30 protein-coding genes (1 of these 30 only partly in view) are annotated in these 25,896 nt (G+C 66.2%); 19 read left to right on the forward strand and 11 right to left on the reverse strand.

Going from position 1 to position 25,896, the window contains the following annotated elements; genetic code table 11:
* Both AXW83_RS18950 and AXW83_RS18955 read left to right on the forward strand, forming a co-directional pair.
* Positions 1–1,212, forward strand: partial view of a M23 family metallopeptidase gene (locus AXW83_RS18950; protein ID WP_066620840.1) — the 3' portion only. Its footprint begins 822 nt before the window's first position; 1,212 of the gene's 2,034 nt are visible here — the last part of the coding sequence; the start codon falls outside the window, past its left edge; the stop codon is at positions 1,210–1,212.
* A gap of 113 nt (positions 1,213–1,325) precedes the next feature.
* Complete coding sequence (locus AXW83_RS18955; RefSeq protein WP_066615920.1) at positions 1,326–2,243, forward strand: AEC family transporter; 918 nt, start codon at positions 1,326–1,328, stop codon at positions 2,241–2,243.
* Positions 2,244–2,255: 12 nt separating this feature from the next.
* Here AXW83_RS18955 and gluQRS read toward each other — a convergent pair whose 3' ends face one another.
* Complete coding sequence (gene gluQRS / locus AXW83_RS18960; RefSeq protein ID WP_066615922.1) at positions 2,256–3,152, reverse strand: tRNA glutamyl-Q(34) synthetase GluQRS; 897 nt, start codon at positions 3,150–3,152, stop codon at positions 2,256–2,258.
* A gap of 89 nt (positions 3,153–3,241) precedes the next feature.
* On the opposite strand from gluQRS, the gene AXW83_RS18965 reads away from it, so the two are divergent.
* Positions 3,242–3,883: a DNA-3-methyladenine glycosylase family protein gene (locus AXW83_RS18965; RefSeq protein ID WP_066615923.1), complete on the forward strand. Its 642-nt coding sequence runs from the start codon at positions 3,242–3,244 to the stop codon at positions 3,881–3,883.
* Between the two features lie 3 nt (positions 3,884–3,886).
* On the opposite strand, the gene AXW83_RS18970 is transcribed toward AXW83_RS18965, so the two are convergent.
* Both AXW83_RS18970 and AXW83_RS18975 read right to left on the reverse strand, forming a co-directional pair.
* Positions 3,887–4,666: an HpcH/HpaI aldolase family protein gene (locus AXW83_RS18970; protein ID WP_066615925.1), complete on the reverse strand. Its 780-nt coding sequence runs from the start codon at positions 4,664–4,666 to the stop codon at positions 3,887–3,889.
* A 130-nt stretch (positions 4,667–4,796) separates the two neighbouring features.
* On the reverse strand, positions 4,797–5,120 hold the full coding sequence (locus tag AXW83_RS18975) for a DUF1476 domain-containing protein (protein ID WP_066615927.1): 324 nt from the start codon (positions 5,118–5,120) through the stop codon (positions 4,797–4,799).
* Between the two features lie 344 nt (positions 5,121–5,464).
* Here AXW83_RS18975 and purC point away from each other — a divergent pair, with 344 nt between their 5' ends.
* The 4 genes from purC to purQ all read left to right on the forward strand — a co-directional run bounded on the left by purC (position 5,465) and on the right by purQ (position 7,903).
* Positions 5,465–6,259, forward strand: a complete 795-nt coding sequence (gene purC / locus AXW83_RS18980) for a phosphoribosylaminoimidazolesuccinocarboxamide synthase (protein WP_066615929.1) — start codon at positions 5,465–5,467, stop codon at positions 6,257–6,259.
* A 44-nt stretch (positions 6,260–6,303) separates the two neighbouring features.
* Entirely contained in the window at positions 6,304–6,879 is a 576-nt protein-coding gene (locus tag AXW83_RS18985; RefSeq protein ID WP_156640185.1) for a hypothetical protein, read from the forward strand.
* Between the two features lie 81 nt (positions 6,880–6,960).
* Entirely contained in the window at positions 6,961–7,203 is a 243-nt protein-coding gene (gene purS / locus AXW83_RS18990) for a phosphoribosylformylglycinamidine synthase subunit PurS (RefSeq protein WP_066615933.1), read from the forward strand.
* A gap of 4 nt (positions 7,204–7,207) precedes the next feature.
* Positions 7,208–7,903, forward strand: coding sequence for a phosphoribosylformylglycinamidine synthase subunit PurQ (gene purQ, locus AXW83_RS18995; RefSeq protein ID WP_066615935.1), 696 nt, complete (start codon positions 7,208–7,210; stop codon positions 7,901–7,903).
* A 163-nt stretch (positions 7,904–8,066) separates the two neighbouring features.
* Here purQ and AXW83_RS19000 read toward each other — a convergent pair whose 3' ends face one another.
* From AXW83_RS19000 to ccmA, 5 genes are all read right to left on the reverse strand, one after another.
* Positions 8,067–8,660: a DsbE family thiol:disulfide interchange protein gene (locus AXW83_RS19000; RefSeq protein WP_066615937.1), complete on the reverse strand. Its 594-nt coding sequence runs from the start codon at positions 8,658–8,660 to the stop codon at positions 8,067–8,069.
* Positions 8,657–8,830, reverse strand: coding sequence for a heme exporter protein CcmD (ccmD, locus tag AXW83_RS26680; protein WP_211200379.1), 174 nt, complete (start codon positions 8,828–8,830; stop codon positions 8,657–8,659). Before ccmD ends, AXW83_RS19000 begins: the two co-directional genes overlap by 4 nt.
* Positions 8,831–8,843: 13 nt before the next feature.
* A complete protein-coding gene (locus AXW83_RS19005; protein WP_066615938.1) occupies positions 8,844–9,605 on the reverse strand; it encodes a heme ABC transporter permease in 762 nt (253 codons plus the stop codon).
* Positions 9,606–9,712: 107 nt separating this feature from the next.
* Entirely contained in the window at positions 9,713–10,381 is a 669-nt protein-coding gene (gene ccmB, locus AXW83_RS19010; RefSeq protein ID WP_066615939.1) for a heme exporter protein CcmB, read from the reverse strand.
* On the reverse strand, positions 10,378–10,974 hold the full coding sequence (gene ccmA, locus AXW83_RS19015; protein ID WP_066620843.1) for a heme ABC exporter ATP-binding protein CcmA: 597 nt from the start codon (positions 10,972–10,974) through the stop codon (positions 10,378–10,380). Before ccmA ends, ccmB begins: the two co-directional genes overlap by 4 nt.
* A 257-nt stretch (positions 10,975–11,231) precedes the next feature.
* On the opposite strand from ccmA, the gene acnA reads away from it, so the two are divergent.
* From acnA to AXW83_RS19070, 11 genes are all read left to right on the forward strand, one after another.
* Positions 11,232–13,931: an aconitate hydratase AcnA gene (gene acnA / locus AXW83_RS19020; RefSeq protein WP_066615940.1), complete on the forward strand. Its 2,700-nt coding sequence runs from the start codon at positions 11,232–11,234 to the stop codon at positions 13,929–13,931.
* 289 nt (positions 13,932–14,220) lie between these two features.
* Positions 14,221–14,502 carry an acyl carrier protein gene (locus tag AXW83_RS19025; protein ID WP_066615941.1) on the forward strand — a complete coding sequence of 94 codons (282 nt, stop codon included), beginning with the start codon at positions 14,221–14,223 and terminating at the stop codon, positions 14,500–14,502.
* A 208-nt stretch (positions 14,503–14,710) separates the two neighbouring features.
* Positions 14,711–15,184, forward strand: a complete 474-nt coding sequence (locus AXW83_RS19030) for a 3-hydroxyacyl-ACP dehydratase FabZ family protein (protein ID WP_066615942.1) — start codon at positions 14,711–14,713, stop codon at positions 15,182–15,184.
* The gene (locus AXW83_RS19035) at positions 15,181–16,311 is read left to right on the forward strand and encodes a beta-ketoacyl-ACP synthase (protein ID WP_066615943.1); all 1,131 of its coding nucleotides are present in this window, start codon (positions 15,181–15,183) and stop codon (positions 16,309–16,311) included. Before AXW83_RS19030 ends, AXW83_RS19035 begins: the two co-directional genes overlap by 4 nt.
* A gap of 10 nt (positions 16,312–16,321) precedes the next feature.
* A complete protein-coding gene (locus AXW83_RS19040; RefSeq protein WP_066615944.1) occupies positions 16,322–17,617 on the forward strand; it encodes a beta-ketoacyl-ACP synthase in 1,296 nt (431 codons plus the stop codon).
* Positions 17,614–18,360 carry an SDR family oxidoreductase gene (locus AXW83_RS19045; protein WP_066615946.1) on the forward strand — a complete coding sequence of 249 codons (747 nt, stop codon included), beginning with the start codon at positions 17,614–17,616 and terminating at the stop codon, positions 18,358–18,360. Before AXW83_RS19040 ends, AXW83_RS19045 begins: the two co-directional genes overlap by 4 nt.
* 68 nt (positions 18,361–18,428) lie before the next feature.
* Complete coding sequence (locus AXW83_RS19050; protein WP_066615948.1) at positions 18,429–18,680, forward strand: CopG family ribbon-helix-helix protein; 252 nt, start codon at positions 18,429–18,431, stop codon at positions 18,678–18,680.
* Positions 18,677–18,961 carry a type II toxin-antitoxin system RelE/ParE family toxin gene (locus AXW83_RS26685; protein WP_082767243.1) on the forward strand — a complete coding sequence of 95 codons (285 nt, stop codon included), beginning with the start codon at positions 18,677–18,679 and terminating at the stop codon, positions 18,959–18,961. Before AXW83_RS19050 ends, AXW83_RS26685 begins: the two co-directional genes overlap by 4 nt.
* A 14-nt stretch (positions 18,962–18,975) precedes the next feature.
* On the forward strand, positions 18,976–19,998 hold the full coding sequence (locus AXW83_RS19060) for a zinc-binding dehydrogenase (RefSeq protein WP_066615952.1): 1,023 nt from the start codon (positions 18,976–18,978) through the stop codon (positions 19,996–19,998).
* A 151-nt stretch (positions 19,999–20,149) separates the two neighbouring features.
* Complete coding sequence (locus AXW83_RS19065) at positions 20,150–21,085, forward strand: lipid A biosynthesis lauroyl acyltransferase (RefSeq protein WP_156640572.1); 936 nt, start codon at positions 20,150–20,152, stop codon at positions 21,083–21,085.
* 78 nt (positions 21,086–21,163) lie between these two features.
* Positions 21,164–21,913 (forward strand): DUF1223 domain-containing protein, encoded by a 750-nt coding sequence (locus AXW83_RS19070; protein ID WP_066615953.1) that lies wholly within the window; start codon positions 21,164–21,166, stop codon positions 21,911–21,913.
* Positions 21,914–21,917: 4 nt separating this feature from the next.
* Here AXW83_RS19070 and AXW83_RS19075 read toward each other — a convergent pair whose 3' ends face one another.
* Genes AXW83_RS19075 through AXW83_RS19085 form a run of 3 tightly spaced genes read right to left on the reverse strand, consistent with a single transcriptional unit; the run spans position 21,918 to position 23,965 of the window.
* Positions 21,918–22,523 (reverse strand): TPM domain-containing protein, encoded by a 606-nt coding sequence (locus AXW83_RS19075; protein ID WP_066615954.1) that lies wholly within the window; start codon positions 22,521–22,523, stop codon positions 21,918–21,920.
* Positions 22,523–23,335 (reverse strand): TPM domain-containing protein, encoded by an 813-nt coding sequence (locus tag AXW83_RS19080; protein ID WP_066615955.1) that lies wholly within the window; start codon positions 23,333–23,335, stop codon positions 22,523–22,525. The genes AXW83_RS19075 and AXW83_RS19080 overlap by 1 nt, the downstream gene beginning before the upstream one ends.
* Before the next feature lie 21 nt (positions 23,336–23,356).
* On the reverse strand, positions 23,357–23,965 hold the full coding sequence (locus tag AXW83_RS19085; RefSeq protein WP_066615957.1) for a LemA family protein: 609 nt from the start codon (positions 23,963–23,965) through the stop codon (positions 23,357–23,359).
* A 163-nt stretch (positions 23,966–24,128) separates the two neighbouring features.
* Here AXW83_RS19085 and ggt point away from each other — a divergent pair, with 163 nt between their 5' ends.
* Positions 24,129–25,895 carry a gamma-glutamyltransferase gene (gene ggt / locus AXW83_RS19090; protein WP_066615964.1) on the forward strand — a complete coding sequence of 589 codons (1,767 nt, stop codon included), beginning with the start codon at positions 24,129–24,131 and terminating at the stop codon, positions 25,893–25,895.
* The last annotated feature ends 1 nt before the right edge of the window (position 25,896 follow it).

Raw genomic sequence — 25,896 nt, forward strand, 5'->3', positions numbered from 1 at the left:
AACGTCACCAACGCGCTCAAGACCCCGATCGCCGCCTCGCGTGAGCCGCTCGTCGAGGACAAGCTCCTGATGACCAAGCGCGGCGAGAATTTCGAGCAGGTGATGCGTGCCGCCGGCGCCAGCCCGGACCAGATCCGCGGCATGATCCAGGCCTTCAGCGGTCGGGTTCGCGTCACCGCCTTGCCCGACGGCCAGGTTTTGCAGGCCTTGTTCGCGCCGGGCCCGCAGCCCGGCGATCCCCGCCAGATCGTGCGCGTCTCCCTCCTCGCAAACGGCCAGCCCGAATCGACGGTTGCGATCAACGACAAGGGCGTCTTCGTTCCCGTCTCGCTGCAGAAGCAGGAGGTCGCCGGCCCGATGCGGCCTCAGCGCAAACCCGCGCAAAGCGACGACGAGGAGGAGGACGACGAGGAAGGCACCGGCGCGCGGCTGTACGAGAGCCTCTACGAGACCGGCCTGCGCCACGAGGTGCCGCGTCCGATGATCGACGAACTCGTGCGCATCTTCTCCTACGACCTCGACTTCCAGCAGCGCGTCCGGACCGGAGACAATCTCGAGATCGTCTTCACCGAGGACGACGAAGGCGAGCGCGGCGAGATTCTGTCGGCTGCATTGACGATCGGAGGCGAGACCCGCCGCGTCTTCCGCTACCAGGCGCCCGAGGACGGGCTGATCGAATATTTCGACGAGGAAGGAAAGTCGCTGAAGAAATTCCTGCTGCGCAAGCCGATCGCCGATGGCGAGATGCGCTCGGGCTTTGGTATGCGCTACCACCCGATCATGCGCTATTCCAAGATGCATACCGGCGTAGACTGGGCCAATCGCATCGGCACTCCGATCCTGGCGGCCGGCAACGGCACCGTGATCAGTGCGGGCTGGTCCTCGGGCTACGGCAAGCACACCGAGATCCAGCACGCCAACGGCTATGTCACGACCTATTCGCACCAGTCCAATTTCGCCAACGGCATCGTGCCGGGCGCCAAGGTGCGGCAGGGTCAGGTCATCGGCTATCTCGGCTCGACCGGCCTCTCGACCGGTCCGCATCTGCATTACGAGGTCAAGGTCAACGACAACTTCGTCAACCCGATGAAGATCCGCGTGCCGCGTGGCCGCGAGCTTGAGGGCCGTACGCTCGCCGAGTTCAAGCGCCAGCGCGATACCATCCAGGAGCTCAATGTACGTGCCGGAGGGGCGCTCGCGCAGTTGCGCTGAGCGCATGACGATGACGGCCGGCACGTGTCATCGAGCGCCCGGCGCTTGACTCGCGGCAGGGCGACGGCGCAGGGGGCTTGTAACCACCCTTCCAGCGCCGCGAGTTCAGGCCCATGCTCGCCTCCCTTCTCATCGTCTTTCCGGTCTTCGGCCTGATCGCGATCGGCTATGCCGCGCGCTGGACCAGGCTGCTGCGCGAGACGACCGGCGAGGGCCTGTCCGACTTCGTCTTCGTGCTGGCGGTGCCTTGCCTGCTGTTCAGGACGTTGGCGAAAGCCGACATCCCCGCCGCCCAGCCCTGGGGCTACTGGATCGCCTATTTCGCCGGCCTTACGGTGGTCTGGGCCCTGGCGATGCTGGTCGCGCATCGGATATTCGCCCGCAAGGGCCCCGAACTCGTGGTCTCGGGCTTCGCCGCGGCCCAGTCGAACACCGTCTTCGTCGGCATCCCGATGATCCTGAAGGCTTATGGCGAAGCCGGCGCCGTGCCGCTCGGACTGCTGCTGGCGGTGCATCTGCCCGTCACCATGACGGCCGCGACCATTCTCGCCGAAGGCCGGTCCGCATCCTTCGCCATGCTGGTGAAGCGCCTCTTCACCCATCCCATCATTGTGGGCATCCTGCTTGCCATGGCCGTGCGGCCGGTCATCGGCCTCGTCCCGCAGCCGATATGGACGCTGGTCGATCTTTTGGCCGGAGCCGCCGTACCCTGCGCCCTGATCAGTCTCGGCATCGCCATGCGCCGCTACGGGCTCGCCTCGGGCCTCGGCCTGCCTCTGATCCTCAGCGTGCTGAAGCTCGGCCTCCACCCGCTGATCGTCTATGTGCTGGCGACACGCGTCTTCGACATGCCCCCGCATTGGTCGGGCGTCGCCGTGCTCTTCGCCGCCTGCCCATGCGGGATCAACGCCTATCTCTTCGCCGAGCGCTACCGGCAGGGTATCGCCGATGCATCGAGTGCGATCGCGCTCTCGACCATGCTCTCGCTTTTCACCACCGCTGCCTGGCTGACTTGGCTCGGCGTCGGCTGAGGCCGCTACCCGTCATGCAAATCCAAGTCGCTTCCTGATCTCGGCTGCGGTCACACCACGCGCCCTCAGATCGGCGAGGCTTTCCGAACCGCGACTCTTGGCGAGCTTGTCTCCGCCTTCGTTCAACAGCAGCGGATGGAAATGATAGAGCGGCGTCGGCAGGCCGAGCAGACGCTGAAGCACGACATGGATATCGGTCGCGGCCTCCAGATCACGCCCCCGCACGACGTGACTGACGCCCTGCAGGGCGTCGTCGACGACGACGGAGAGATGATAGCTCGTCGGAACATCCTTGCGCGCCAGCACGACGTCGCCCCAGCGCGCCGGGTCGGCGATGACGGTTCGTTGCTGCCCGTCTTCGTCAAACACGACATAGCCGGGCGCTTCTCCGGTGGCGGCAAGCGCCCGGTCCATTGCGAGCCGCAGCACATGCGCTCCCCCTGCCGCTACCCGTCGCCTGGCATCGTCTTCGTCGAGATCGCGGCAGGTGCCCGGGTAAAGCGGCGCGCCGTCCGGATCGGCGGGCCAGGGCTGCCCCGATTGCGCCTCGCGGGCCGTAACGGCGCGCTTTACCTCTTGCCGTGAACAGAAGCAGGGATAGACCAGCCCCCTCGCCCGCAAGCGTGCCACCGCTTCCGCATAATCGGAAAAATGCTCGGATTGCCGCCGGAGCGCTCCGTCGAAGCGGATTCCGAGCCAGGCGAGATTGTCATGGATCGCCTGCTCGAACTCCGGCCGGCAGCGCTCTTTGTCGATATCCTCGATCCGCAGCAGCAGCCGGCCGCCATGCTTCGCGGTGAAGCACTGATTGGTCAGCGCCGAGAGTGCGTGCCCCAGATGCAGCCGCCCATTAGGGCTTGGCGCAAAGCGTAAGACCGGTTTGCCACCATCGGGAGAGGACGCTGCCATAGTCGCCTGTTTATGGTCTCGGCCGCCGGCCGCCAAGGCCCGAACCCCTGCTGACGAACGATGACCATGCCCCGCGATAGAGACGTGCCATGACCCTGATCACCTGCGACGCCGATCTCAAGGAAGGCATGGCGGCGCTGCTTGCGCTCCATCCTCATTGGGCTGCCATCATCGATCGCGTCGGCCTGCCGCCGCTGCGCCGCCGCGCGGACGGTTTCGAGGGCCTGGCGGCGATCATCGTCGCGCAGCAATTGTCGGTAGCGAGCGCGCGCGCCGTCTGGGCGAGGGTTGCAACCGTGTTCGATCCGCTGACACCGGAGCGCATCCTGGCCGCAAGCGACGACGATATGCGCCTCTCGGGGCTGTCGCGCCCCAAGCAGCGCACCCTGCAGGCACTGGCGACCGCTCTCCTAAACGGCGCCCTCGATCTCGACACGCTGGCCGATGCCCCGGCCGACGCCGTCCATGCCAAGATGACGGCGATCTCCGGCATCGGACCCTGGACCGCAGACATCTACCTGCTGTTCTGCCTCGGTCACCGCGACGCCTTCGCCGCGGGCGACCTCGCCATACAGGAGGCTGCAAGGCAGGCCTTCGGCCTCGCCGCCAAGCCAAAGGCCGCCGAGTTGCTGGCGCTCGCGGAGGCATGGCGGCCCTGGCGTGGCGTTGCCGCCCGCCTGCTCTGGGCCTACTACGCCGCGATCAAGGCACGCGAGGGCGTCAACGCCTGACGATTAACTCCGGGTGAGCTTCAGCGCCGTCTGCGCTGCCGTCCTCAAAAAGGCGGTGTCGCTCATCAGCGTCACCATCCTGGCACCCATCGCCAGGAAGGCTTTTGCCCGTTCGGCGCTCTGGGCATAGACCGCAACCGGCTTGTTCACCGCCGCCGCCCGCGTCACGATATGCGCGATCGCCTCGTCGACCTCCTTGGCGCCCGAATCGACGCGTGCGCCGCCCGACAGCGCGATCGACAAATCGGAGGGACCGACGAAGACGGCGTCGATGCCGTCCAGCGCCAGGATATCGTCGAGGATCGCCATCGCCTCGCGGGTCTCGATCATCGCGAAGGACAGCGAGAAGCGGTTCGCTTCCTTGAGATAGCCGTTCTGGTCGAGTCCGGAGGCGCCCAGGCCGCCATAGCTGCCCCAGCTGCGCTCGCCCATCGGCGGATATTTCGAATAGGCCGCGAAGGCCTTCGCATCGGCCATGGTGTTGATCATCGGCGCGATCACGCCCGAGGCACCGGCATCGAACAGGCGCGACACGTTCTGGAACTCACCGACCGCAATACGCGCCAGCGCCGGCTTGCCGGCCGCATTGATCAGCGGGATGGCCCGGATGACCTCGCCCAGCGTGATCGGCCCGTGCTGCATGTCCAGGGTGACGGCATCGAAGTCCTCCTGCGCCAGAATTCCGGCAATGCTCGGAGACGCGATGCCGCACCACGCCGAGACGACCGTGTCGCCCTTGGCGAGACGGTCGGCGAGAGAGGACAGGACGGTCGGTTTGGCCATGGCGCGTTCATCCGGTTTGTGGGCCCGCTCTTGGACATGGCGGGTGCGTCAGGTTGGACCGGAGAGCCCCCGAAAAGCAAACGGGCGCCCATGCGCCCGTTTCAAACACGACCTGCGTTCCAGGACGCCTTCAGCGCCCGGCCTGTATTTCCTCGGCCGCCCGGATCAGCAGCTCGGTCATGACCCTGCGGATTTCGGCATCGCCAACCTCGACGCTGCCCGCTGCGAAATCCGTCTTGACCTTGCGCACGACATCCTCGTCGCCCGCTTCCTCGAAATCGGCCACCACGACCGATTTGGCATACGCATCCGCATCCGGCCCGCTCTTGCCGAGCTTCTCGGCAGCCCACAGCCCGAGCAGCTTGTTGCGCCGGGCCGTCGCCTTGAAGCGCAGTTCCTCGTCATGGGCGAACTTGTTCTCGAAAGCATCCTTGCGCTGATCGAAAGTCGACATGCGGATCAAATCCTCTCGGGAAGTATGGCCCCATCAGGGGCTCGGAATGGTGCCGATCTGCGCCATATAGGATGAGGCGCCCGGCAGGGCCAGTCCGGAATGCGCGTCCGGCCGCTATTGGCGTAACCATCACGACAGGCTTCCACAGCGGATTTGTTGCGTTTGCGGTGCAGAAGCGCCATATAGCGGGCGCGAAGTTCGCCTCTCGGCGGCCGTCGCATCGCGCCAACCGGCTTCGCGCTCGGGCCGATTCGGGTCATTCCGCATCGGCACATCGCAAATGCCGCACGACCAGGGCCAAGATCCCGCCGCGGGGCAGCCCGCGTCCAGAGAAAGGCCGACCTTTGGATTTCCTCAAGCCACGGTACATCCCCATGAATCGCCGCCGTCGCATCTACGAAGGCAAGGCGAAAGTCCTCTATGAAGGGCCAGAGCCCGGTACGCTGATCCAGCATTTCAAGGACGACGCCACCGCCTTCAACGCCAAGAAGCATGAAGTGATCGATGGCAAGGGGGTCCTGAACAACCGCATCTCCGAGCACATATTCTCGAACCTCAACGACATCGGCGTTCCCACGCATTTCATCCGCCGGCTGAACATGCGCGAGCAGCTGATCCGCGAGGTCGAGATCATTCCGCTCGAGATCGTGGTGCGCAACGTCGCCGCCGGCTCGCTCTCCACCCGCCTCGGGCTGGAGGAAGGCACGCAGCTGCCGCGCTCGATCATCGAGTTCTATTACAAGAACGACGCGCTGAACGACCCGATGGTCTCCGAGGAGCACATCACCGCCTTCGGCTGGGCGACGCCGCAGGAGATCGACGACATCATGGCGCTGGCCATCCGTGTCAACGACTTCCTCTCCGGCCTGTTCCTGGGCGCGGGCATCCGTCTCGTCGACTTCAAGATCGAGTGCGGCCGCCTCTGGGAAGGCGAGATGATGCGCATCGTCGTCGCCGACGAGATCAGCCCCGATTCCTGCCGGCTCTGGGACATCAAGTCGAAGGACAAGATGGACAAGGACCGGTTCCGCCGCGACATGGGCGGGCTGATCGAAGCCTATACCGAAGTCGCCCGCCGCCTCGGCATTCTCGGCGAGAACGAAAAGGCCGGACCGGCCGGACCACGGCTGGTCCAGTAACGTCGCCGGGTGCCGTGAGCCTGCCTCCCCCGGAATCGACAGCTTTGAAACGGGAGCGTTCGCGCTCCCGTTTTTGCGTCGTGGCGCTGCTGCTAGGCCTCTCGCTCATCGCTGGCTGCGGTCACGACTATGGCCAGATCATCACAGAGCTTCCAGCTGATCGCGGCTGGCAACCGCTGCCGATCGGCGACTGGGTGCTGAATGACGGCATCGCCGCCAAGGCGATGGTCTTCTGCCCGCGCGAAACCTGCCTGCGCCAGGGTTTCGCCGCTCTGATCACACTGGAAGGAGGCGAGGCCGACGCGCTGGAGGGACTGCTCCGGAAGGACCCGGCCAGCCTCGCCCGGAGCTTCGCCAAGCCGCCACCGATAGACGAGACCCGCAAGAAGGCCAAAGCCAAACCGTCGCCGCCGAAGAGCAGGACGACCGTGTCGCGCTTCTCAGACGATGGCGTCGCCGGCGTGCTCGTCGAGATTCGGGCCCGCGACGCGAATGGCAAGCGCGCCGCGACCGCGATCCTCTCGGCCCGCGAGGCCGGGGCCCTCGTCGTCGCGCTCGCCGTCAGCCCCGATCCCGACGCTGCCCGCCGCGATGTCGGCGCGACCTGGCGCAGCCGCTGATTCGCGTGAAAGCACGCGAAAAGGTTGAGCCGTCTCCGATTCGCCGTTAAGCCACGCCGATCAAGCCCTTGGAGAGCCGCAATGAAAGCCCGCGTCACCGTCACCCTGAAGACCGGCGTGCTCGATCCGCAGGGCAAGGCGATCGAAGGCGCGCTGAAATCGCTCGGCATCGACGGTGTCGGCTCCGTCCGCCAGGGCAAGATCTTCGATATCGAGCTGACGGGCTCCGACAAGCCGGCAGCTGAGGCGGCGCTGAAGACGGCCTGCGAAAAGCTGCTCGCCAACACCGTGATCGAGAATTACCGCGTCGAGATCGAGGGCTGATGCCGTGAAAGCCGCCGTCATCACCTTTCCCGGCTCCAATCGCGAAGGCGACGTCACCAAGGCGCTGAAGCAGGCCGGGGCCAGCGTTTCCCATGTCTGGCACGCCGACACCGACTTGCCCGCCGGCACCGACCTCGTCGTCCTGCCGGGCGGCTTCTCCTATGGCGACTACCTGCGCACCGGCGCCATCGCGGCGCGCGCCAACATCATGGATGCGACTCGGGCCCACGCCGCTCGTGGCGGCTATGTGCTGGGCATCTGCAACGGCTTCCAGATCGTCTGCGAGGCCGGACTGCTGCCCGGCATCCTGCGGCGCAACGCCGACCTGAAATTCGTCTGCAAGCGCCAGAATCTCGTCGTCGAGCGCAACGACACGCCCTATGCGAGTGCCTATGCCAAGGGGCAGGTCATCGATGTCTGCATCGCCCATGGCGAAGGCAACTACATCGCCGACGACGAGACGCTGGCGCGGCTCGAAGGCGATGGTCTGGTGGCTTTCCGCTATGCCGACGCGGACGGCAAGGTCACTCCGGCCGGCAACCCCAACGGCTCGCTGAACAATATCGCCGGCATCTATTCGCCCGGCCTGAACGTGCTCGGCCTGATGCCCCACCCGGAGAACCTGATCGATTCGCTGACCGGCGGGACCGACGGGCGGGCGATGTTCGAGAGCCTGATGGGCGGGAAGAAGGCGGCGTAAACGCGACTGCGTTGCACACCCGCGTTGTCATTCCGGACAAGCGGCGAAGCCGCGCCGATCCGGAATCCATTATAGAGCACCGCCAGCGCCCTATAATGGATTCCGGGTCTCCGCTTCGCTCCGCCCGGAATGACAACCCGTGTTACCACTCGTCCATACGAGCTTACCGTCCCGCCACCGCCCGCGACAGCAAGCGCCCCGCCGTTTCGGCGTCGAGGGGCCCGACATGCTTTTCCAGGATCCGCCCGTCGGGACCGATGAGAAACGTCTCCGGCACGCCATAGACGCCCCACTCGATCGCGGCGCGTCCGCCACGATCGACGCCGACCGCGGAATAAGGATTGCCCAGCGCACCGAGGAAACGCCGCGCATTCTCGGCCTCGTCCTTGTAGTTCATGCCGACGACGGCGACCTTGCCCTGCTTCACAGCCGGCGATTCCGCCATCGCCACCAGAAACGGATGCTCGACCCGGCAGGGCGCGCACCAGCTCGCGAAAACGTTGACGATGGTGGCGCGGCCCTTGGCCAGATCGGCCATGGCGAAGCTCGGCACCGGCTGGCCGCTGCGCTGCAGCCCTTCGAGCGGTGCAAGCGTGATCGGCGGGGCGGGCTTGTCGATCAGGGCCGAGGGCACCTTGCTGGCATTGCCCGAAAATAGCCCCGCCACAAAAACCAGCGACAGCGCGCCGAAGAGGATCAGAGGTACCAGAAAAATCAGCGGCGAACGCTGACGCGGAGCGATTTCGACCTCGCTCATGGGGCCGCCCTGCCGGAGCGGCGCCCGGCGCCACGCCGTTCCAGGGCGTCCAGCGCCCGCGCTTGCGCCCGGTGGTCGAGCAGGATGCCGGCGATCAGCCCGCCGAGTACCACGAAGACCGCACCATACGAAGCGAGGATGAAGCCGGCATGGGGTCCAAGATCACTCATGATTGAACTTCACTCATGCTAGCACGCCCTGCAGCGCCAGCCGGTCGAGCCGCTCGGCCTCCAGAATCGTCAGCGTCCGCACGCGCCGACGCATGATCTCGGCCCGCATCGCGACGAGATGCAGCGCCAGTGCCAGCAGCGTGAAGCCCGTCGCCAAAATCAGCAGCGGCCAGAGCATGCTCGGGTGGATGGTCGGCCCACCCGCCCGGAAGACCGAGGCGGGCTGATGCAGCGTATTCCACCAATCGACCGAGAACTTGATGATCGGCACGTTGACGAAGCCGACCAGCGTCAGGATCGCAACCGGCCGGCCGGCCCGCGAGGGCTCGTCGAGCGCACGCCGGAGCGCGATGATGCCGAGATAGATCAGCAACAGCACCAGGACCGAGGTCAGCCGGGCATCCCAGACCCAGTAGGTGCCCCACATCGGCTTGCCCCAGAACGCACCGGTCAGCAGGCAGATCAGCGCGAAGCACGCTCCGATCGGCGCCGCCGCCTTCTGCGCGACATCAGCGAGGGGATGGCGCCAGACCAGCGTACCCAGCGCCGACACCGCCATCATCGTGTAGAACATCAGCGCCAGCCACGCGGCGGGCACGTGCACGAACATGATCCGGATCGTCTCGCCCTGCTGATAGTCGGCAGGCACGACGAACCAGGCGAGATAGAAGCCCACCGCGAGTAGCAGCAGTGCCGCGCCCGCCAGCCAGGGCAGGAGCAGACCTGACAGGCGCATGAAGCGCGTCGGGTTTGCAAGGTCGATCAGGCTAGCCATCGGCGAGGCTTTGCGGCCTTTTCTCGTGAAATCGTCATCAGGCGTTCAGGATGTAGCAATCGGGCTCTCTCTCGACAATGCACGGACGGCGCTTGCATCGTCGCAGCCTATTCGGCCTGCCGCAGCGCAGCCGCAGCCGCGATCGTCCCGATTACGATCGCGGCCAGCGACAGCGCGCACATGATCAGAAACGGCGTTAGGAACGGAATCGTCCCGCCGACAGCGCTGTTGGCAGACGAAACCCCGAAGATCAGCACCGGAATCGTCAATGGCGCGACCAGCACTGGCAGGATTAGTCCGCCGCGCCGCAGACCCGCCGTCAGCGCAGCGCCTGCCGCGCCGATGAAGCTCAGCGCGGGCGTGCCGACCAGCAGCGTGGCCGCGACCGGAAGCATCGCCTCGCCCGGCAGCGCAACCAGAAGGCCGAGCAACGGCGCCGCCAGCGCCAGCGGCAGCCCCGTCGTCAGCCAATACGCCAGCGCCTTGGCGACCACGGCGAGTTCGAGCGGCAGCGCCGAGCCTCTGATCAGGTCGAGCGAACCATCCTCCTCGTCGCCCTGAAACAGCCGATCGAGCCCGATCAGCATTGAAAGCAGCGCGCCCAGCCAGAGGATCGCGGGGCCTATGCGCGAGAGCAGGTTCAGATCCGGCCCCAGCGCGAACGGCACCAGCACGACGATCGTCAGGAAGAACACGAGCGCAAGCTCTCCGCCGCCCCCGGCGCGGGCCGCAAGCGTCAGATCGCGCTTCAGGATGGCGAGGAAGGCCCGGCTCATGGTCCGATCCTGACCTCGCGCGCATCGTCGAGCCCAAGCGGACCATGCGTCGCGGCCAGGATCGCGCCGCCTTGGGCAAGATGGACTCGCATCAGCCCGACCAGCATCGCCTGCGAGGCGGCATCCAGCGCCGACATCGGCTCGTCGAGCAGCCAGAACGGCCGCCGCGTGACCAAAAGCCGCGCCAGCGCGACGCGCCGCCGCTGCCCGGCCGAGAGATAGCCGGCCGGCAGCGCGGCCACATGCGGCAAGCCGACAGCGGCCAGAGCATCGGCCGGCGTCAGCGCCGCCTCCCCCAGCAGCGCCTGAGCGAAACCGAGATTTTCCTGCGCCGTCAGCGCCGTTTTCAGTCCGTCGCGATGGCCGACGAGATGACTGAGTTCCGACAAGGGTACGTCGTCAGCACCATCGATCGTGATGCGGCCCGCTTCGGGCCGAAGCCGCCCGCACAACATGGCGATCAGGCTGGATTTTCCGGCACCGTTGCGGCCGGTCAGCGCGATCGCCCCGCCATTGCCAAGGCTCAGATTCAAATTTTCAAAACCGAGCCGGCCGCCACGTCGGCAGGCCAGCCCCTCGACGGTCAGAACCAGTTCTGGGAACGAAAATGGCGTCAAGGCTGGCTACGTCTTCCCGAACGTCAATCATCTTCCCGATACGCGCGTCGATCCTGTAGCGGGCTTCTTGGAATTGATCTATAGAACCCGTGGCTACGCCGCACGCCGATCCGGCGCGGGGCTCGGGCACTCCCGGGGCGGCGCGCGCGTCATGCGCAATAGGCCTTCGATTCGCTCATCGCTGCAAGGCGAGACGGGTCGTGACCGCAACCCCTTGATCAGGATCAGCCCGCATGGCTTCGCTCGACTCTTTCAAATGCCGCCAGACACTCACCGTCGGCGCCAAATCCTATGAGTATTACTCCCTGCCGCTCGCCGAACAGAATGGCCTGGCGGGCATCTCGAAACTGCCCTTCTCGATGAAAGTTCTGCTGGAGAACCTGCTGCGCTTCGAGGATGGCCGCTCGGTCTACAAGGCCGACATCGAGGGCTTCGTCGCCTGGCTGACCGACAAGGGCACCGCCGGCAAGGAAATCGGCTTCCGCCCCGCCCGCGTACTGATGCAGGACTTCACCGGCGTCCCCGCCGTCGTCGACCTCGCGGCAATGCGCGACGGCGTCGTGGCGCTGGGCGGCGACCCGGCCAAGATCAACCCGCTCGTGCCGGTCGATCTGGTCATCGACCATTCGGTCATCGTCGACGAGTTCGGCACGCCCAAGGCGCTCGCGCAGAACGTCGAACTCGAATACGAGCGCAACCAGGAGCGCTACAAGTTCCTGAAATGGGGCCAGGGCGCCTTCGACAATTTCCGCGTCGTCCCGCCCGGGACCGGCATCTGCCACCAGGTCAATCTCGAATACCTCGCCCAGACCGTCTGGACCCGTAAGGAGACCATCGACGGCGTCGAGGTCGAGGTCGCCTATCCCGACACCGTCGTCGGCACCGATTCGCACACCACCATGGTCAATGGCCTGGCCGTGCTCGGCTGGGGCGTCGGCGGCATCGAGGCCGAGGCTGCCATGCTCGGCCAGCCGCAGTCGATGCTGCTGCCCGAGGTCATCGGCTTCAAGCTGACCGGCGCGCTGAAGGAAGGCATCACCGCCACCGACCTCGTGCTGACCGTCACCCAGATGCTGCGCAAGAAGGGCGTCGTCGGCAAGTTCGTCGAGTTCTTCGGCCCGGGCCTCTACAATCTGACGCTGGCCGACCGCGCCACCATCGCCAATATGGGCCCGGAATACGGCGCCACCTGCGGCTTCTTCCCGGTCGACGCCGAGACGCTGGAATATCTCACCACGACCGGCCGCAGCACAGATCGGATCGCCTTGGTCGAGGCCTACAGCAAGGCTCAAGGCCTGTTTGCCACGATCGAGACCGCCGACCCGGTCTTCACCGACACGCTGGAGCTCGACCTCTCGACCGTCCAGCCCTCGATGGCCGGCCCCAAGCGCCCCGAAGGCCGCATCGATTTGAACGGCGTCGCCAAGGGCTTCAAGGCGGCGATGGACACCGAATACAAGAAGGGCGGCGAGATTGCGCGCCGTGTGCCGGTCGAAGGCCAGTCCTTCGATCTCGGCCATGGCGACGTCGTCATCGCCGCCATCACCTCCTGCACCAACACCTCCAACCCCTCGGTGCTGATGGCGGCGGGCCTGCTCGCCCGCAACGCCGTCGCCAAGGGTCTGAAGGTCAAGCCCTGGGTCAAGACCTCGCTGGCGCCGGGCTCGCAGGTCGTCGCCGAGTACCTCTCCAAATCGGGACTTCAGACCGATCTCGATGCGCTCGGCTTCAATCTGGTCGGCTTCGGCTGCACGACCTGCATCGGCAATTCCGGCCCGCTGCCGGCGCCGATCTCGAAAGCGATCAACGATCAGGGCCTGATCGCCGGTGCCGTGATCTCCGGCAACCGCAACTTCGAGGGCCGCGTCTCGCCCGACGTGCAGGCGAACTATCTCGCCTCGCCACCGCTGGTCGTCGCCTATGCGCTGGCAGGCTCGGTACAGATGGACCTGACCACCGAGCCGCTCGGCATCGGCTCGGACGGCCAGCCCGTCTTCCTCAAGGACGTCTGGCCCTCCAACAAGGAGATCCAGAGCTTCATCGCCAAGAACGTCACCCGCGCCATCTTCGAGGCGAAATATGCCGACGTCTTCAAGGGCGACGCGCACTGGCAGGCGGTGAAGACCCCCGAAAGCCAGACCTACGCCTGGGAGGACGCCTCGACCTACGTCCAGAACCCGCCCTATTTCCAGGGCATCAGCAAGACGCCGACGCCGGTCACCGACATCAAGGGCGCCCGGATTCTGGGCCTGTTCGGCGACAAGATCACGACCGACCACATCTCCCCGGCCGGTTCGATCAAGGCGGCCTCGCCCGCCGGCGCCTATCTCTCGGAGCATGGCGTCGCGGTCGCCGACTTCAACCAGTACGGCACGCGGCGCGGCAATCACGAGGTGATGATGCGCGGCACCTTCGCCAATATCCGCATCCGCAACCACATGATGGGGCCGAACGGCCGCGAGGGTGGCTACACCATCCATTATCCGAGCAAGGAAGAGCTGCCGATCTACGACGCCTCGATGCGCTACCAGGCTGAGAAGGTCCCGCTGGTCGTCTTCGCCGGTGTCGAATACGGCAACGGCTCCTCGCGCGACTGGGCCGCGAAGGGCACCAACCTGCTCGGCGTCAAGGCCGTGATCGCGCAGAGCTTCGAGCGCATCCACCGCTCGAACCTGGTCGGCATGGGCGTCGTCCCCTTCACCTTCGTCGAGGGCACGAGCTGGGCCTCGCTCGATCTGAAGGGCGACGAGACCGTCTCGATCAAGGGGCTCGCCACGGTAAAGCCGCGCCAGATGCTCGAAGCCGAGATCACCTATGCCGACGGCACGGTGAAGAACGTCCCGATCCTCTGCCGCATCGATACGCTGGACGAGATCGACTACTTCAGGAACGCCGGCATCCTGCACTACGTCCTGCGCGGCATCGCGGCCTGAGCGCTGACGCACCCCCTCTCCCCTTGCGGGAGAGGTTGGGGTGAGGGGTCGCGCCGCCCTGTCCGATAGGTCCTGGAACGCAAAGGGAGCGCCACCCCTTATCCGTCAGCGCTTCGCGCTGCCACCTTCCCCCGCAAGGGGGGAAGGGAAGCCCCGACAGTTGTCCTCTCCCGTCCCCCGGTGTAAGGGGGCGTCACAGTCATCCTTGGCGGGGGGCTTGGGGCAGGCGCAGGGCTAACACCCGCGCCCGGATGTCGTCCGCCTCCATCATCAAGACGGGAGCACCCGCATGTCCGCCACTTTCGAGACGGTCGCCGGAATCATTTCGGAGACCTGCGATATTCCGCGTGAGAAGATCACGCCGCAAAGCCACGCCATCGACGACCTCGGCATCGATTCGCTCGCCTTCCTCGACATCGCCTTCGCCGTCGACAAGGCCTTCGGCATCAAATTGCCGCTGGAGCAATGGACGCAGGAAGTGAACGAGGGCAAGGCCCCGGCCGAGCAGTATTTCGTGCTGGAGAACCTGTGCCAGCGCATCGACGACCTCGTCGCGGCCAAGAAGGCCTGAGGGCTTTCATCGACCTCTTCGTCATTGCGAGCGTAAGCGAAGCAATCCAGAGGGAAATGCTCGACGCCCCCCTCTGGATTGCTTCGCTTACGCTCGCAATGACGGCAGGAGAATTCGTCGTTCGCTTGAGCCGGACTTCGTGACCCGGTAAAGCATAGCCGGCGACCGGTCCGCCCGGCTTTCCGCCGCCACCGATGAACGGACACTCATGCGCCTCGAATATTTCGACATGATCGACGAGGTCGTGGCGTTCGTGCCCGCTGAGAAGCGTATCGTCACGCGCTCGACCGTTCCGGGAGCCACAGCGAGCCCCGTCTTCGAAGGCCATTTTCCCGGCCACCCGCTCGTGCCGGGCGTCCTGCTGACCGAGACCATGGCGCAGGCCTCCGGCTATCTCCTGCTCGGCCTCAACGGGCTGACCCAGATGCCCTTCCTGATGACGGTCGACAAGGCGCGCTTCCGCACCTTCGTCGAGCCCGACGCCGTTCTTGACGTCATCGCGGAGCTGGTGATCGAGGGCTCGGGCTATGCCGCGACCAAGGCCGCCATCACCATCGCCGGAAAGCCGATCTGCGATGCGCAGCTGCGCTTCCGCCTGATGCCCTTCCCCGCCGACATGCGGACCCTGATGGAAGCCCGCATCAAGGCGATCGGCCTCGTGCCGGAACAGGCCCGACCATGAAGCGCGACATCGTCATCACGGGAATCGGCCTCGCCTCCAGCCTCGGCGAGGGCATCGAGACCCATGCGCAGGCACTGGCATCAGGGGCGGCGCCGGTCGTCGATGTCGCGAGCTTCGCGCCCTATCCGCTGCACCCGCTCAAACCCCTCGAACTCGACCGCCAGATCCCGAAGAAATCCGATCAGCGCCAGATGGAGCCCTGGCAGCGACTCGGCGTCTACACCGCCGGTCTCGCGCTCGATTCGGCTGGGATCAAGGACGATGTCGAGGCCAAGAGCCAGCTTCAGGTCATCGTCGCCGCCGGCGGCGGCGAGCGTGACCACGCCGTCGACGGCGCCATTCTCAGCGGCCTGCGCGGTGCCAACCAGCCCGGCGCGTTCCTGAACGAGCGGCTGATGGGCGACCTCAGGCCCACGCTCTTCCTGGCCCAGCTCTCGAACCTGCTTGCCGGCAACATCGCCATCGTCCATGGCGTCACCGGCGCCTCGCGCACCTTCATGGGCGAGGAGCAGGCCGGCGTCGATGCGATCCGCACCGCCCATGCCCGCATCGCCTCCGGTCAGGCCGATATCATGCTGGTCGGCGGTTCCTATAATGCCGAGCGGCGCGACATGCTGCTGCTGCTCGAACTCGGCGGCTTTTTGCGCAAGGGCGAATTTGCACCGGTATTCGCCCGCGACGATGTGCCCGGCATGATTACCGGCAGCGCCTCCGCCTTCCTCGTTCTGGAATCGGCCGAACGCGCCTCAGCGCGCGGCGCCACGATCCATGCCCGCCTCGATCAGGTCGCGGCAGCGCGCAGCAAGCGCGCGACCGGCACGGTCGAATCGGCGCTTCGCGGCTTGATTGCAGGCTTGGGACCCATTGCTCCCGGTGCGCTCGCGCTTTCGGCCGCGACCGGAGCCGCCGGCATAACTACCGAGGAGGCCTCGGCGATCGCTGCCGCCCTGCCGCTGGCGAAACGCGTCGCCACGGGCGATCTTGTCGGCCACGCACTGGAAGCTGCCTTCCCCGTCTCGGTGGCGCTTGCCGCCGCCGCAATCGCGAACGAGCAGGCAAGCGAGGCGATCGTCACCGGCGCCGGTCATTGGCGCGGCGAAGGCGCGGCGCGCCTGACGAAAGCGTGAGGGTCATACGATGAGCACAGAGCATCGCGACGCCAGAGGCCGGCCCATCGTCGCCGTAACCGGCATGGGGATCGTCACCTCGCTCGGCCAGGGCAAGGACGCCAACTGGCAAGCGCTGACCGAAGGCAGATCCGGCATCCATCGCATCGAACGCTTCCCGATCGAGGGCCTGCGTACCACCATCGCCGGCACGGTCGATTTCCTGTTCGACGGCAGCTTCAGCGCGCCGGAACTGTCCGAAAAACTCGCGACGCTGGCGGCCGACGAGGCCGTAAGCCAGAGCGGCCTTGGCCAGCCGGGCGATTTTCCGGGCGAACTCTTCATGGCGGTGCCTCCCGTCGAGATGGAATGGCCGCAGAAGCAGGAGCTGGCGCAGGCGATCGAAGGCGACGTCGACTATGACGGCCTGCTGCGCGAAGCGGCAACGCTGAAGCACAAGCCGATGCACGAACTCTTCCTGTTCGGCGCCGTCGCCGACCACATCGCCGACAGGTTCGGTACCAAAGGCTCGCCGATTTCGCTCTCGACCGCCTGCTCCTCGGGCGCGACGGCGATCCAGATGGGCGTCGAGGCGATCCGCCGGGGCGACACTGAGGCCGCTCTCTGCATCGGCACCGATGGCTCGGTCCATGCCGAGGCTCTGATCCGCTTCTCGCTGCTCTCGGCGCTCTCGACCCGGAACGATCCGCCCGAAGCTGCCGCAAAGCCGTTCTCGAAGGACCGCGACGGCTTCGTCATGGGTGAAGGCGCCGGCGCGCTGGTGCTGGAAGATTACGACCATGCACTGGCGCGGGGCGCGACGATCCTCGGCATCGTCGCCGGTTGCGGCGAGCGTGGCGACGGCTTTCACCGCACCAGGTCGAGTCCCGACGGCAAGCCAGCCATCCTCGCCATGCAGGATGCGCTCGCCGATGCGGGTCTAGCGCCCGACGATGTCGATTACATCAACGCGCACGGCACCTCGACGCCCGAGAACGACAAGATGGAGGCGATGAGCTGCACCGCCGTCTTCGGCGAGCGCATGGCAAGCCTGCCGATCTCGTCCAACAAGTCGATGATCGGCCATACGCTGACGGCGGCCGGCGCCGTCGAGGCGGTGATCTCGTTCATGACCATCGCCAACGGCCGCCTGCCGCCGACGATCAACTATGTGAACCCCGACCCCGCCATCGCGCTCGACGTCGTGCCCAACACGGCACGCGACGCCAAGGTGCAAACCGTGATCTCGAACTCCTTCGGCTTCGGCGGCCAGAACACCAGCCTCGTACTGACGGCAGGGCCCCAGGTCTTGGAACGCCGCGCGTGACCCGGGTCCTCGTCACCGGCGGCGCCAAGGGCGTCGGCGCCGCGATCGTCCGCGCGCTGGCCGCGGCCGGCCACGATGTCGATTTCACCTATCGCTCCTCGGCCGAGCAGGCGCTGGCGCTGGCGGCGGCGATCGGATCAGACCATCCCGACCGGAGCATCGTCCCGCTTCCGCTCGATCTTTCCGACAAGGCAGCTCTCGATGACTTCTGCGAGGAGCGCGAAACGGAAAGCTATTTCGGGCTCGTTCACAACGCGGGACAGCCCTATGATTCGCTCGCCGCCATGATGGTCCAGGACAAGGCGGAAGCGGCGATGCAGGTCAATTTCTGGGCCTTTACCCGCATCGCCAAAAGCCTGATGCGCAACATGATCCGAGCCCGCACCGGGCGCATCGTCGCGATCGGCTCGGTCGCCGCCCTGCGCGGCAACCCGGGCAACGCGGCCTATGCCGCCTCTAAGGGCGCACTGATCTCCTACGCCAAGACGCTCGCGGTCGAGACCGGCAAGCGCGGCGTCACGGTCAACGTCATCGCGCCCGGCTTCGTCGATACCGACATGATGGCCCCTTACGCCGCCTATCGCGACAAGATGCAGGCCCAAATCCCGGCCGGCCGCTTCGCAAAGCCTGAGGAGGTCGCAGGCCTCGCCGCCTTCCTGATGAGCGAACCAGCCGCCTACATTACCGGTACCGTCATCCCGATCGATGGCGGCGTCACGGCGCAGCTCGGCGTGCATCGCTAAGATCGACCGCGCGCACGGCCTATGCTAGGTTCGCTCCGAACCGGGGTGAACCACCAGAGGATTTGGTCATGACCGCAGCCTTCACCATTCGCCTCGACGACGAAAAGCTGGCCAAGCTCGATGCATTGGCCGCCGACATGGATCGCTCGCGCAGCTGGATCGCCGCCAAGGCGATCGAGAATTATGTCGAACTCAACGCTTGGCAGATCGCACGCATCAAGGAAGGCATCGCTCAAGCCGATCGCGGTGAGTTCGCGACGGAAGAAGAGCTGGATGCTATCGAGGTCAAGCTTCAAGCATTGATCGACGCTGGCCGATGAAGGGCATATGGACCGCGCGGGCTCGAGCCGAACTTGATGAAATCGCCGATTATCTGAGCGCGTTCGGTGCCGCGACCGCATTGGACCAGGTGCGCCGCCTGCGGTCGGCAGGCAGACTGCTTGGAGAACACCCGCATAAGGGCCGGCTTGGCCGTGTTGATGAAAGCCGTGAACTTATCGTAGCCGGCACCCCTTATATTCTTCCCTACCGTGTCAGCGATGGTCGCGTCGAAATCCTTGCCGTGATCCATACGTCTAGGCTTTGGCCGGACGACCTCTGAAAGCCTGAACTCTCATGCGTTCCCTCCAGCTTCATGGCGACCGCGATCTCCGTCTCGAGGAGATCGAGCCGCCGCCGCCGCCCGCCGCCGGCGAGGTCCAGATCCGCATCCGTGCGATCGGGCTGAACTATCTCGACATCTGGGGCTTTCGGGGCATGGCCTTCGCCAAGCGCAAGATGCCACAGGCGGCCGGCGTCGAGGCCGCCGGCGAGATCGTCTGCGTCGGCGAGGGCGTCACCAACCTCAAGGTCGGCGACACCGTAACCGCCTATGGCGCCGAGACCTGCGGCCATTGCAAGGCCTGCTTGGAGGGCCGCGACAATCTCTGCGAGAACGTCGCCGGCATCATGGGCTTCCATATCGATGGTTTCGCCCGCGAATTGCTCAACAAATCCGCGCGACTCGTGATCAAGGCCCCGGATGGCGTCTCCTTCGAGGATGCCGCCTGCGCGCCGATCGGCTTCGGCACCGTGCAGCACATGCTCTTCGACAATGCGAAGCTCGAACCCGGCGAATCGATCCTCATCCATGCCGGCGGCTCCGGCATCGGCACGGCCGCGATCCTGATGGCCAAGGCGATCGGCTGCACGGTCTACACCACCGTGGGCGACGACGAAAAGGGCGCCAAGGCCAAGGCGCTCGGTGCCGATTTCGTCGTCAACTACAAGACCGAGCGCTTCGAGGGCGAGGTCCGCCAGATGACCAAGCGCAAGGGCGTCGACGTCGTCTTCGAGCATGTCGGCGCCGACACCTGGAACGGCTCGCTGCTTTGCCTCAAGCGCGGCGGTCGACTCGTCACCTGCGGCGCGACCTCGGGTGCCTCGACCACGATGAACCTGATGCAGCTTTTCCAGCAGCAATACCGCATCACCGGCTCCTTCGGCTGCCGCATTGAGAACATCGCGCAATCGCTGGAAAAGATGGCCGGCGGCATGAAGCCGGTGATCGATTCGGTGTTTCCGCTCGAAGATTTCGAGAAAGGCCTCGCGCGGCTTGAAGGCCGCAAGGTCTTCGGCAAGGTCGTCGTCACCTTCTGAACGAGCCTCGCGCGCCGCCAAAGCTTGACGAGGCGGCTTTCCTGCCGCAAGTCGCCCGCTTGTGCCCGCAAGGCTCCGTGCCGGGCAAGAGAGAACCGGGCCGACCTTGAGACGCTTGCAAGCAATCGCCGCGCGCGCCGGCGCCGCGGTGATGATCGGCCTGATCCGGGCTCTGTTCGGCTTCCTGCGCTGGCTCGGCCCGCAACGGGCCAGCGATCTCGGCGGCTGGCTCCTGCGCAGCGCGAGCCCGGTCATCCCGGTCAACCGCGTCGCGCTGGCTAATATCCGGGCCGCCTTTCCCGACATGCCCGAGCCGGAGGTGCGCCGCATCGCCCGCGGCGCTTGGGAGAATCTCGGCCGCACCGCCGCCGAATACGCTCATCTGCGGACGCTGTTCGACTACGACTATCTCAACCCCGATGCGCCCTCCCGCGTCGAGGTCACAGGCATCGAGCATTTCGTTGCCCTGAAGGACGACGAGAAACCGGGCCTGATCTTCTCGGCCCATCTCGCCAATTGGGAACTACCTGCGATCTGCGCCGCAGCCTACGATCTCGACACCACGGCCGTGTTCCGCGCCCCCAACGATCCGGCCATCGCCAGCGTCGTCCACGAAATCCGTTCCGGCGCCATGGGCGGGCTGGCGGCGGCCAAGCAGGGTGCCGCTTTCGCCATGCAGGGGGTGTTGGAGCGAGGTGGGCATCTCGGCATGCTGATCGACCAGCATTTTACCCGCGGCGTGGTCGTGCCCTTCATGGGGCGGCCGGCGCTAACCAACCCCATCCTGGGTAAGTTCGCGCGGCGCTTCGAATGTCCTGTCCATGGTGTCCGCGTCATCCGCCTGCCGGATCTGCGCTTCCGCCTGGAACTGACGCCGCCGCTCGACCTGCCGCGCGATGCGGCCGGCGAGATCGACGTGCAGGGCGCCATGGCGATGATGACGGCAGTGGTCGAAGGCTGGGTCCGCGAACACCCCGAACAATGGCTCTGGATGCACCGGCGCTGGCGGCCCAACCTGATCAAGCCGGCAGCGCTGGACGATTTCGCCCGGACCATCCCGCAAACGCCGCTTTTCAAGTCAACGTGATTTCCAAGTGAGGGCCGTTGGGCGCTTTGGTAACGCCATGCATTCTAGTGTCTCGCTCTGCCTCATCGGATTGAAGAGATGATCACCCGTTCCGGCCTGCTCCTCGCATCATGTGCCGCCCTGCTCTGGGGCGGCTCCGCGGCGCATGCCCAGGCTCCGGTGGTGCAGCCGAAGGCGGTCGTCGAGCTTTTCACCAGCCAGGGCTGCTCGTCCTGCCCGCCGGCCGATGCCCTGTTCGGCGAGCTTGCAAAGGATCCGGGCATCCTCGCTTTGACCCTGCCGGTGACCTATTGGGACTATCTCGGCTGGAAGGACACGCTCGGCCAGGATGCCTTCACCAAGCGCCAGAAATTCTATGCCAAGGCCCGTGGCGACGGGCAGGTCTACACGCCGCAGGCCGTGATCAACGGCGCCGGCCATTTCGTCGGCTCTGATCGCTCCGGCATCGAGCCCGGTCTGCGCCAGACGACGCTTACTGCGACGATCGCGCTGGCGGAAACGGATGACGCCCTGCGCATCGGGCTCTCTGGCAGCGTCGCTGTCGGCGACAAGCCGGCGGGAATCTGGGTTTTGCCGATCACGCGGATCGTCACGGTGCCGATCGGCCGCGGCGAAAATGAGGGCCGCACTGTCTCCTATGCCAATGTCGTGCGCGGCTTGGTCCGCGTCGGCGACTGGGACGGCAAGGAGACGACCCTAAGCGTTCCGCTCACCACGACCCGTGCCGCCAACGCCGACAGCTATGTCGTGGTCGTCCAGGCGGAGCAGGCCGGCAAATATGGCATGATGCCGGGTGCGATCCTGGGAGCGGCACGCGCCGCGCACTGATCGCCTACAGCAGCACGACCTTGTTGGGCAGTTCATCGACATCGTCCGTCGCCGGCGGCGCATGCTGCGCCAATACGCGCCCGACAGCCCCGACGGCCTCGATCAGCCCCTCGCGCAGCCGGTCCTGACGCGCCGCATCGAGCAGCGGTGCGACGATGCCGCGCCAAACCTCCTTGTCGATCTTCCCGTCAATGCCGCTATCGGCAACGACCTCGGCATAACGCTCCTGCAGGGCGACATAGAGCAGCACGCCGGTGCGGCCGCGCGTGTGCGTCAGGCCCCGCGCCGTGAACTCGCGCAGTGCCACGTCATGGGCGCGCCTGCGCTTGACGAAGCCCGGCACGAAGCGTCCGCCGCGCCCGTACCAGAGCAGCACGGCGATCAGGATCGAAGCGCAGACGAGCTGGATCAGGAAGATGCGCGGCGCGCTGGTCGCCGTCATCGCCAGAAGCGGCCAGGGCACGAAGAGGGCCAGTGTCAGGGCCATCACCAGCGGCACGCTGCGATAGCTGCCCGCCGCCCGGTCGATCACCACGACGATCTCGCCCGATGTCGAGCGCTCGGCCTGCGCGACCGCCTCGGCGACCGCATCCCTGTCGTCAGAATCCATCACCAGTCTCCCGAAGCGCCGCCACCGCCCGACGACCCGCCGCCGCCGGAAAAGCCGCCGCCACCCGATCCCGAGCCCCAGCCGCCCGACGAGCCGCCACCCCAGCCCGAGGACGACGAACCCGTCGGCAGCACGATCCAACGGCCGTTGCGCGTGCGATGCTGCCTGCCGTCCGAACCGTTTGCATTCCGGAAGGCGCGAATCAGGATGAAGAGGAAGATCGCCGCCACGAAGAGCACGACCATGAGATCGCTCGACGACATCTCGTCATTGCGCACCACGGCGCGGCGCTGCCACTCCTCGGCATCGCCAGACAGGATCGTCAGGATCGCATCGACCCCGCCCTCGATGCCCCCGGCGAAGTCGCCGGTCTTGAACTTAGGCGCCACCGCCGTGGTGATGATGACTTTCGTCAGCGCATCAGTCAGCGCGCCCTCCAGCCCGTAGCCAACCTCGATCCGGACCTTGCGCTCATTGGGTGCGACCAGCAGTAGCACGCCGTTATTGCGCGCCTTTTCGCCGAGCTTCCAGAACCGGAACAGGCCGTTGGCGAAATCCTCGATGCCAAGCCCCTGCAGCGACGGCACGGTCGCGACCACCAGCTGGTCGCCGGTCTTGTCCTCATGCGCCTTGAGCTTGCCCGCGATCCGCGGCCGGGCCTCGGGCGCGATGAGGTTGGCGCCATCGACGATCCGGTCGGTCAGTGGCGGATAAGACGGATCGGCGGCGGCGAAGCCGCACCAGAGCAACAGCAGGAGAAGCGCGGCAACGCGACGCAGAACCCCAGTCCGGCTTCGATTGGTAGCGGACATACCTCGCCTCGCAGTCCGCCGTCAGAACTTCACCGCCGGCGGCCGCTCGGCACCCTCCGTCGCGGCAAACGTCTCCATCGCCTTGGCGCCCCAGAACAACCGCGCCCAGATCACGCCGGGAAAGGTTCGGATTTCGGTGTTGAATGCCTGGACGGCCTGGATGTAGTCGCGCCGCGCCACCGTGACCCGGTTCTCGGTGCCCTCCAGCTGCGATTGCAGCGCCAGGAAGTTTTGGTTCGACTTCAGCTCGGGATAACGCTCGACCGTGACGAGCAGCCGCCCGAGCGCACCGGTCAGCTGGTTCTGCGCGTCCTGATATTCCTTGAACTTCGCCGGATCGGTGATGGTCGAGGCATCGACCTTGACCTGGCTCGCCTTGGCGCGGGCCTCGACCACGGCGGTCAGCACATCGCGCTCCTGCGCCGCGAACCCTTTCACCGTCTCGACCAGATTGGGAATCAGGTCGGCCCGACGCTGATACTGGTTCTGCACCTCGCTCCAGCGTGCCTTGGCCGCTTCCTCCAGCGTCGGGACGTTGTTGACGCCGCACCCGGCGAGCGCGAGCCCCATGAAGGCAATCGCCAACAGGGCAAAACCGCGACGCGCGGCAACGGAAAAGGAAAGCGACATGCAAAAACCCCTTGGCGACGTCCCGAACAGGCATCGACCACAACCTTAGCCTTGCACGGTCGCAGCTCCAAGGTGCGCGACCCAAAGCAGCGTCATGGCCTGCCGGCCCGATCTGGCATTACTGTATCGATCTGGTCTCGATCGGCGAGGGAAGAAGGCAATCATGACACCGGCAATCCCGCGCAGTCCACGGATTGCAACGCGCCTCCCATTCGCAGCCGTCCTTGCGCTGCTCGCCGCCGCGGCGAACGCCCAGACGCTGGCCCCGGCCCCAGAGGCCGCGACCGGGCGAATCACAAAAACGGCCGGTCAGGCCCAGCGCCACATGGCCGCCGCCGCCAACCCTCTCGCTGCGAGCGCGGGGCGCGACATCCTGCGTGCCGGCGGCAGCGCCGTCGATGCCGCCATTGCGATCCAGCTGGTGCTCAACCTCGTCGAACCGCAGAGTTCGGGCATCGGCGGCGGTGCCTTCCTGGTGCACTGGGACGAGGCGAAGAAGAGCGTCCAGACCCTCGACGGCCGCGAGACCGCGCCGGCAGCCGCGACGCCGACACGCTTCATCGGTGCCGACGGCAAGCCGATGAAATTCTACGACGCCGTGATCGGCGGCCGCTCCGTCGGCGTGCCCGGCACGCTGAAGCTGATGGAAGAGGCGCACAGGCGATGGGGCAGGCTGCCATGGCGTCAGCTGGTCGCGCCGGCGATCGCGCTGGCCGAGGAGGGCTTTGCCATCTCCCCGCGACTGAACGGCCTGCTCGCGGGCGAAAGAAACCTCAGCGCCGATCCGCTCGCGGCTGCCTATTTCTACGACCCCGGCGGCAAGCCCAAACCCGTCGGCACGGTCCTTAAGAACCCGGCCTTCGCCGCCACCCTGCGCACCATCGCCGAAAACGGCGCAGATGCCTTCTATTCCGGCCCGATCGCGCAGGACATCGTCGCCTCGGTCACGGGCCACAAGAGCAATCCCGGCGACATGACGCTGGCCGATCTCGCCGCTTACCGGGTCGAGGAGCGCGAGCCGGTCTGCGGTGCCTATCGTGTCTGGCGCATCTGCGGCATGGGCCCGCCGAGTTCGGGCGCCATCGCCGTGCAGCAGATGCTCGGCGTTCTGGAACCGCAGAATATGGCGCGAATCGGCGCAGGCGCGGAAGCCGTGCACTGGTTCAGCGAGGCCGGCCGCCTCGCCTTCGCCGATCGCGCGCTCTATCTCGCCGATCCGGCCTTCCTCAATGTCCCTGTCTCGGGCCTCATCGACCGCGGCTATGTCGGCTCGCGCGCCGGCCTCGTCAGTCCCGACAGATCGATGGGCCGCGCCAAAGCCGGCGATCCCCCCAACAAGCGGGCCCAGTTGCTCGCGCCCTCCGACGGCGTCGAGAACGGCACCAGCCACATCTCCGTGGTCGATTCGGACGGCAACGCCGTCTCGATGACGACGACGATCGAGGACGGCTTCGGCGCCCGGATCATGACAAAAGGTGGCTTCCTGCTCAACAATGAGCTGACCGATTTCTCCTTCGCACCCGAGGAGGACGGCAAGCCCGTCGCCAATCGCGTGGAGGGCGGCAAGCGCCCGCGCTCTTCGATGGCGCCGACGCTGGTCTTCGACGCCTTCGGCCGGCTCTACGCCGTTGTCGGTTCCCCCGGCGGCAGCCAGATCATCGGCTATGTCGCCAAGACGCTGGTCGCGCTGCTCGACTGGAAGATGGACCCGCAAGCCGCCGTCGACCTCGCCAATTTCGGCAGCCGCAACGGCCCGACCGAACTGGAGAAGGGCACCGAAGCCGAGCCCTGGAAAGCTGCGCTGGAAGCGAAGGGCCACGAGGTCCGTCTGGTCGAGATGACCTCGGGTATCCAGGCGATCGTCAAGACGCCTGAGGGGTTCGTGGGTGGCGCGGATGGGCGACGGGAGGGCGTGGCGATCGGAGATTGAG

The sequence above is a fragment of the Bosea sp. PAMC 26642 genome, from assembly GCF_001562255.1.
In the GTDB taxonomy this organism is placed as follows: domain Bacteria; phylum Pseudomonadota; class Alphaproteobacteria; order Rhizobiales; family Beijerinckiaceae; genus Allobosea.

What these genes read in the sequence shown, in the direction of transcription:
- AXW83_RS18965 (WP_066615923.1), top strand. Translation starts at nt 3,242, where the DNA reads ATGACCCTGATCACCTGCGACGCCGATCTCAAGGAAGGCATGGCGGCG.
- AXW83_RS19040 (WP_066615944.1), top strand. Translation starts at nt 16,322, where the DNA reads ATGAGCACAGAGCATCGCGACGCCAGAGGCCGGCCCATCGTCGCCGTA.
- AXW83_RS19065 (WP_156640572.1), top strand. Translation starts at nt 20,150, where the DNA reads ATGATCGGCCTGATCCGGGCTCTGTTCGGCTTCCTGCGCTGGCTCGGC.
- AXW83_RS26685 (WP_082767243.1), top strand. Translation starts at nt 18,677, where the DNA reads ATGAAGGGCATATGGACCGCGCGGGCTCGAGCCGAACTTGATGAAATC.
- AXW83_RS19005 (WP_066615938.1), bottom strand. Translation starts at nt 9,605, where the DNA reads ATGGCTAGCCTGATCGACCTTGCAAACCCGACGCGCTTCATGCGCCTG.
- ggt (WP_066615964.1), top strand. Translation starts at nt 24,129, where the DNA reads ATGACACCGGCAATCCCGCGCAGTCCACGGATTGCAACGCGCCTCCCA.
- AXW83_RS19080 (WP_066615955.1), bottom strand. Translation starts at nt 23,335, where the DNA reads ATGTCCGCTACCAATCGAAGCCGGACTGGGGTTCTGCGTCGCGTTGCC.
- AXW83_RS18975 (WP_066615927.1), bottom strand. Translation starts at nt 5,120, where the DNA reads ATGTCGACTTTCGATCAGCGCAAGGATGCTTTCGAGAACAAGTTCGCC.
- AXW83_RS19025 (WP_066615941.1), top strand. Translation starts at nt 14,221, where the DNA reads ATGTCCGCCACTTTCGAGACGGTCGCCGGAATCATTTCGGAGACCTGC.
- AXW83_RS19035 (WP_066615943.1), top strand. Translation starts at nt 15,181, where the DNA reads ATGAAGCGCGACATCGTCATCACGGGAATCGGCCTCGCCTCCAGCCTC.
- acnA (WP_066615940.1), top strand. Translation starts at nt 11,232, where the DNA reads ATGGCTTCGCTCGACTCTTTCAAATGCCGCCAGACACTCACCGTCGGC.
- AXW83_RS19070 (WP_066615953.1), top strand. Translation starts at nt 21,164, where the DNA reads ATGATCACCCGTTCCGGCCTGCTCCTCGCATCATGTGCCGCCCTGCTC.
- AXW83_RS19085 (WP_066615957.1), bottom strand. Translation starts at nt 23,965, where the DNA reads ATGTCGCTTTCCTTTTCCGTTGCCGCGCGTCGCGGTTTTGCCCTGTTG.
- AXW83_RS19030 (WP_066615942.1), top strand. Translation starts at nt 14,711, where the DNA reads ATGCGCCTCGAATATTTCGACATGATCGACGAGGTCGTGGCGTTCGTG.
- AXW83_RS19060 (WP_066615952.1), top strand. Translation starts at nt 18,976, where the DNA reads ATGCGTTCCCTCCAGCTTCATGGCGACCGCGATCTCCGTCTCGAGGAG.
- AXW83_RS18970 (WP_066615925.1), bottom strand. Translation starts at nt 4,666, where the DNA reads ATGGCCAAACCGACCGTCCTGTCCTCTCTCGCCGACCGTCTCGCCAAG.
- AXW83_RS19000 (WP_066615937.1), bottom strand. Translation starts at nt 8,660, where the DNA reads ATGAGCGAGGTCGAAATCGCTCCGCGTCAGCGTTCGCCGCTGATTTTT.
- gluQRS (WP_066615922.1), bottom strand. Translation starts at nt 3,152, where the DNA reads ATGGCAGCGTCCTCTCCCGATGGTGGCAAACCGGTCTTACGCTTTGCG.
- AXW83_RS18955 (WP_066615920.1), top strand. Translation starts at nt 1,326, where the DNA reads ATGCTCGCCTCCCTTCTCATCGTCTTTCCGGTCTTCGGCCTGATCGCG.
- ccmD (WP_211200379.1), bottom strand. Translation starts at nt 8,830, where the DNA reads ATGAGTGATCTTGGACCCCATGCCGGCTTCATCCTCGCTTCGTATGGT.
- AXW83_RS19050 (WP_066615948.1), top strand. Translation starts at nt 18,429, where the DNA reads ATGACCGCAGCCTTCACCATTCGCCTCGACGACGAAAAGCTGGCCAAG.
- purS (WP_066615933.1), top strand. Translation starts at nt 6,961, where the DNA reads ATGAAAGCCCGCGTCACCGTCACCCTGAAGACCGGCGTGCTCGATCCG.
- AXW83_RS19075 (WP_066615954.1), bottom strand. Translation starts at nt 22,523, where the DNA reads ATGGATTCTGACGACAGGGATGCGGTCGCCGAGGCGGTCGCGCAGGCC.
- ccmB (WP_066615939.1), bottom strand. Translation starts at nt 10,381, where the DNA reads ATGAGCCGGGCCTTCCTCGCCATCCTGAAGCGCGATCTGACGCTTGCG.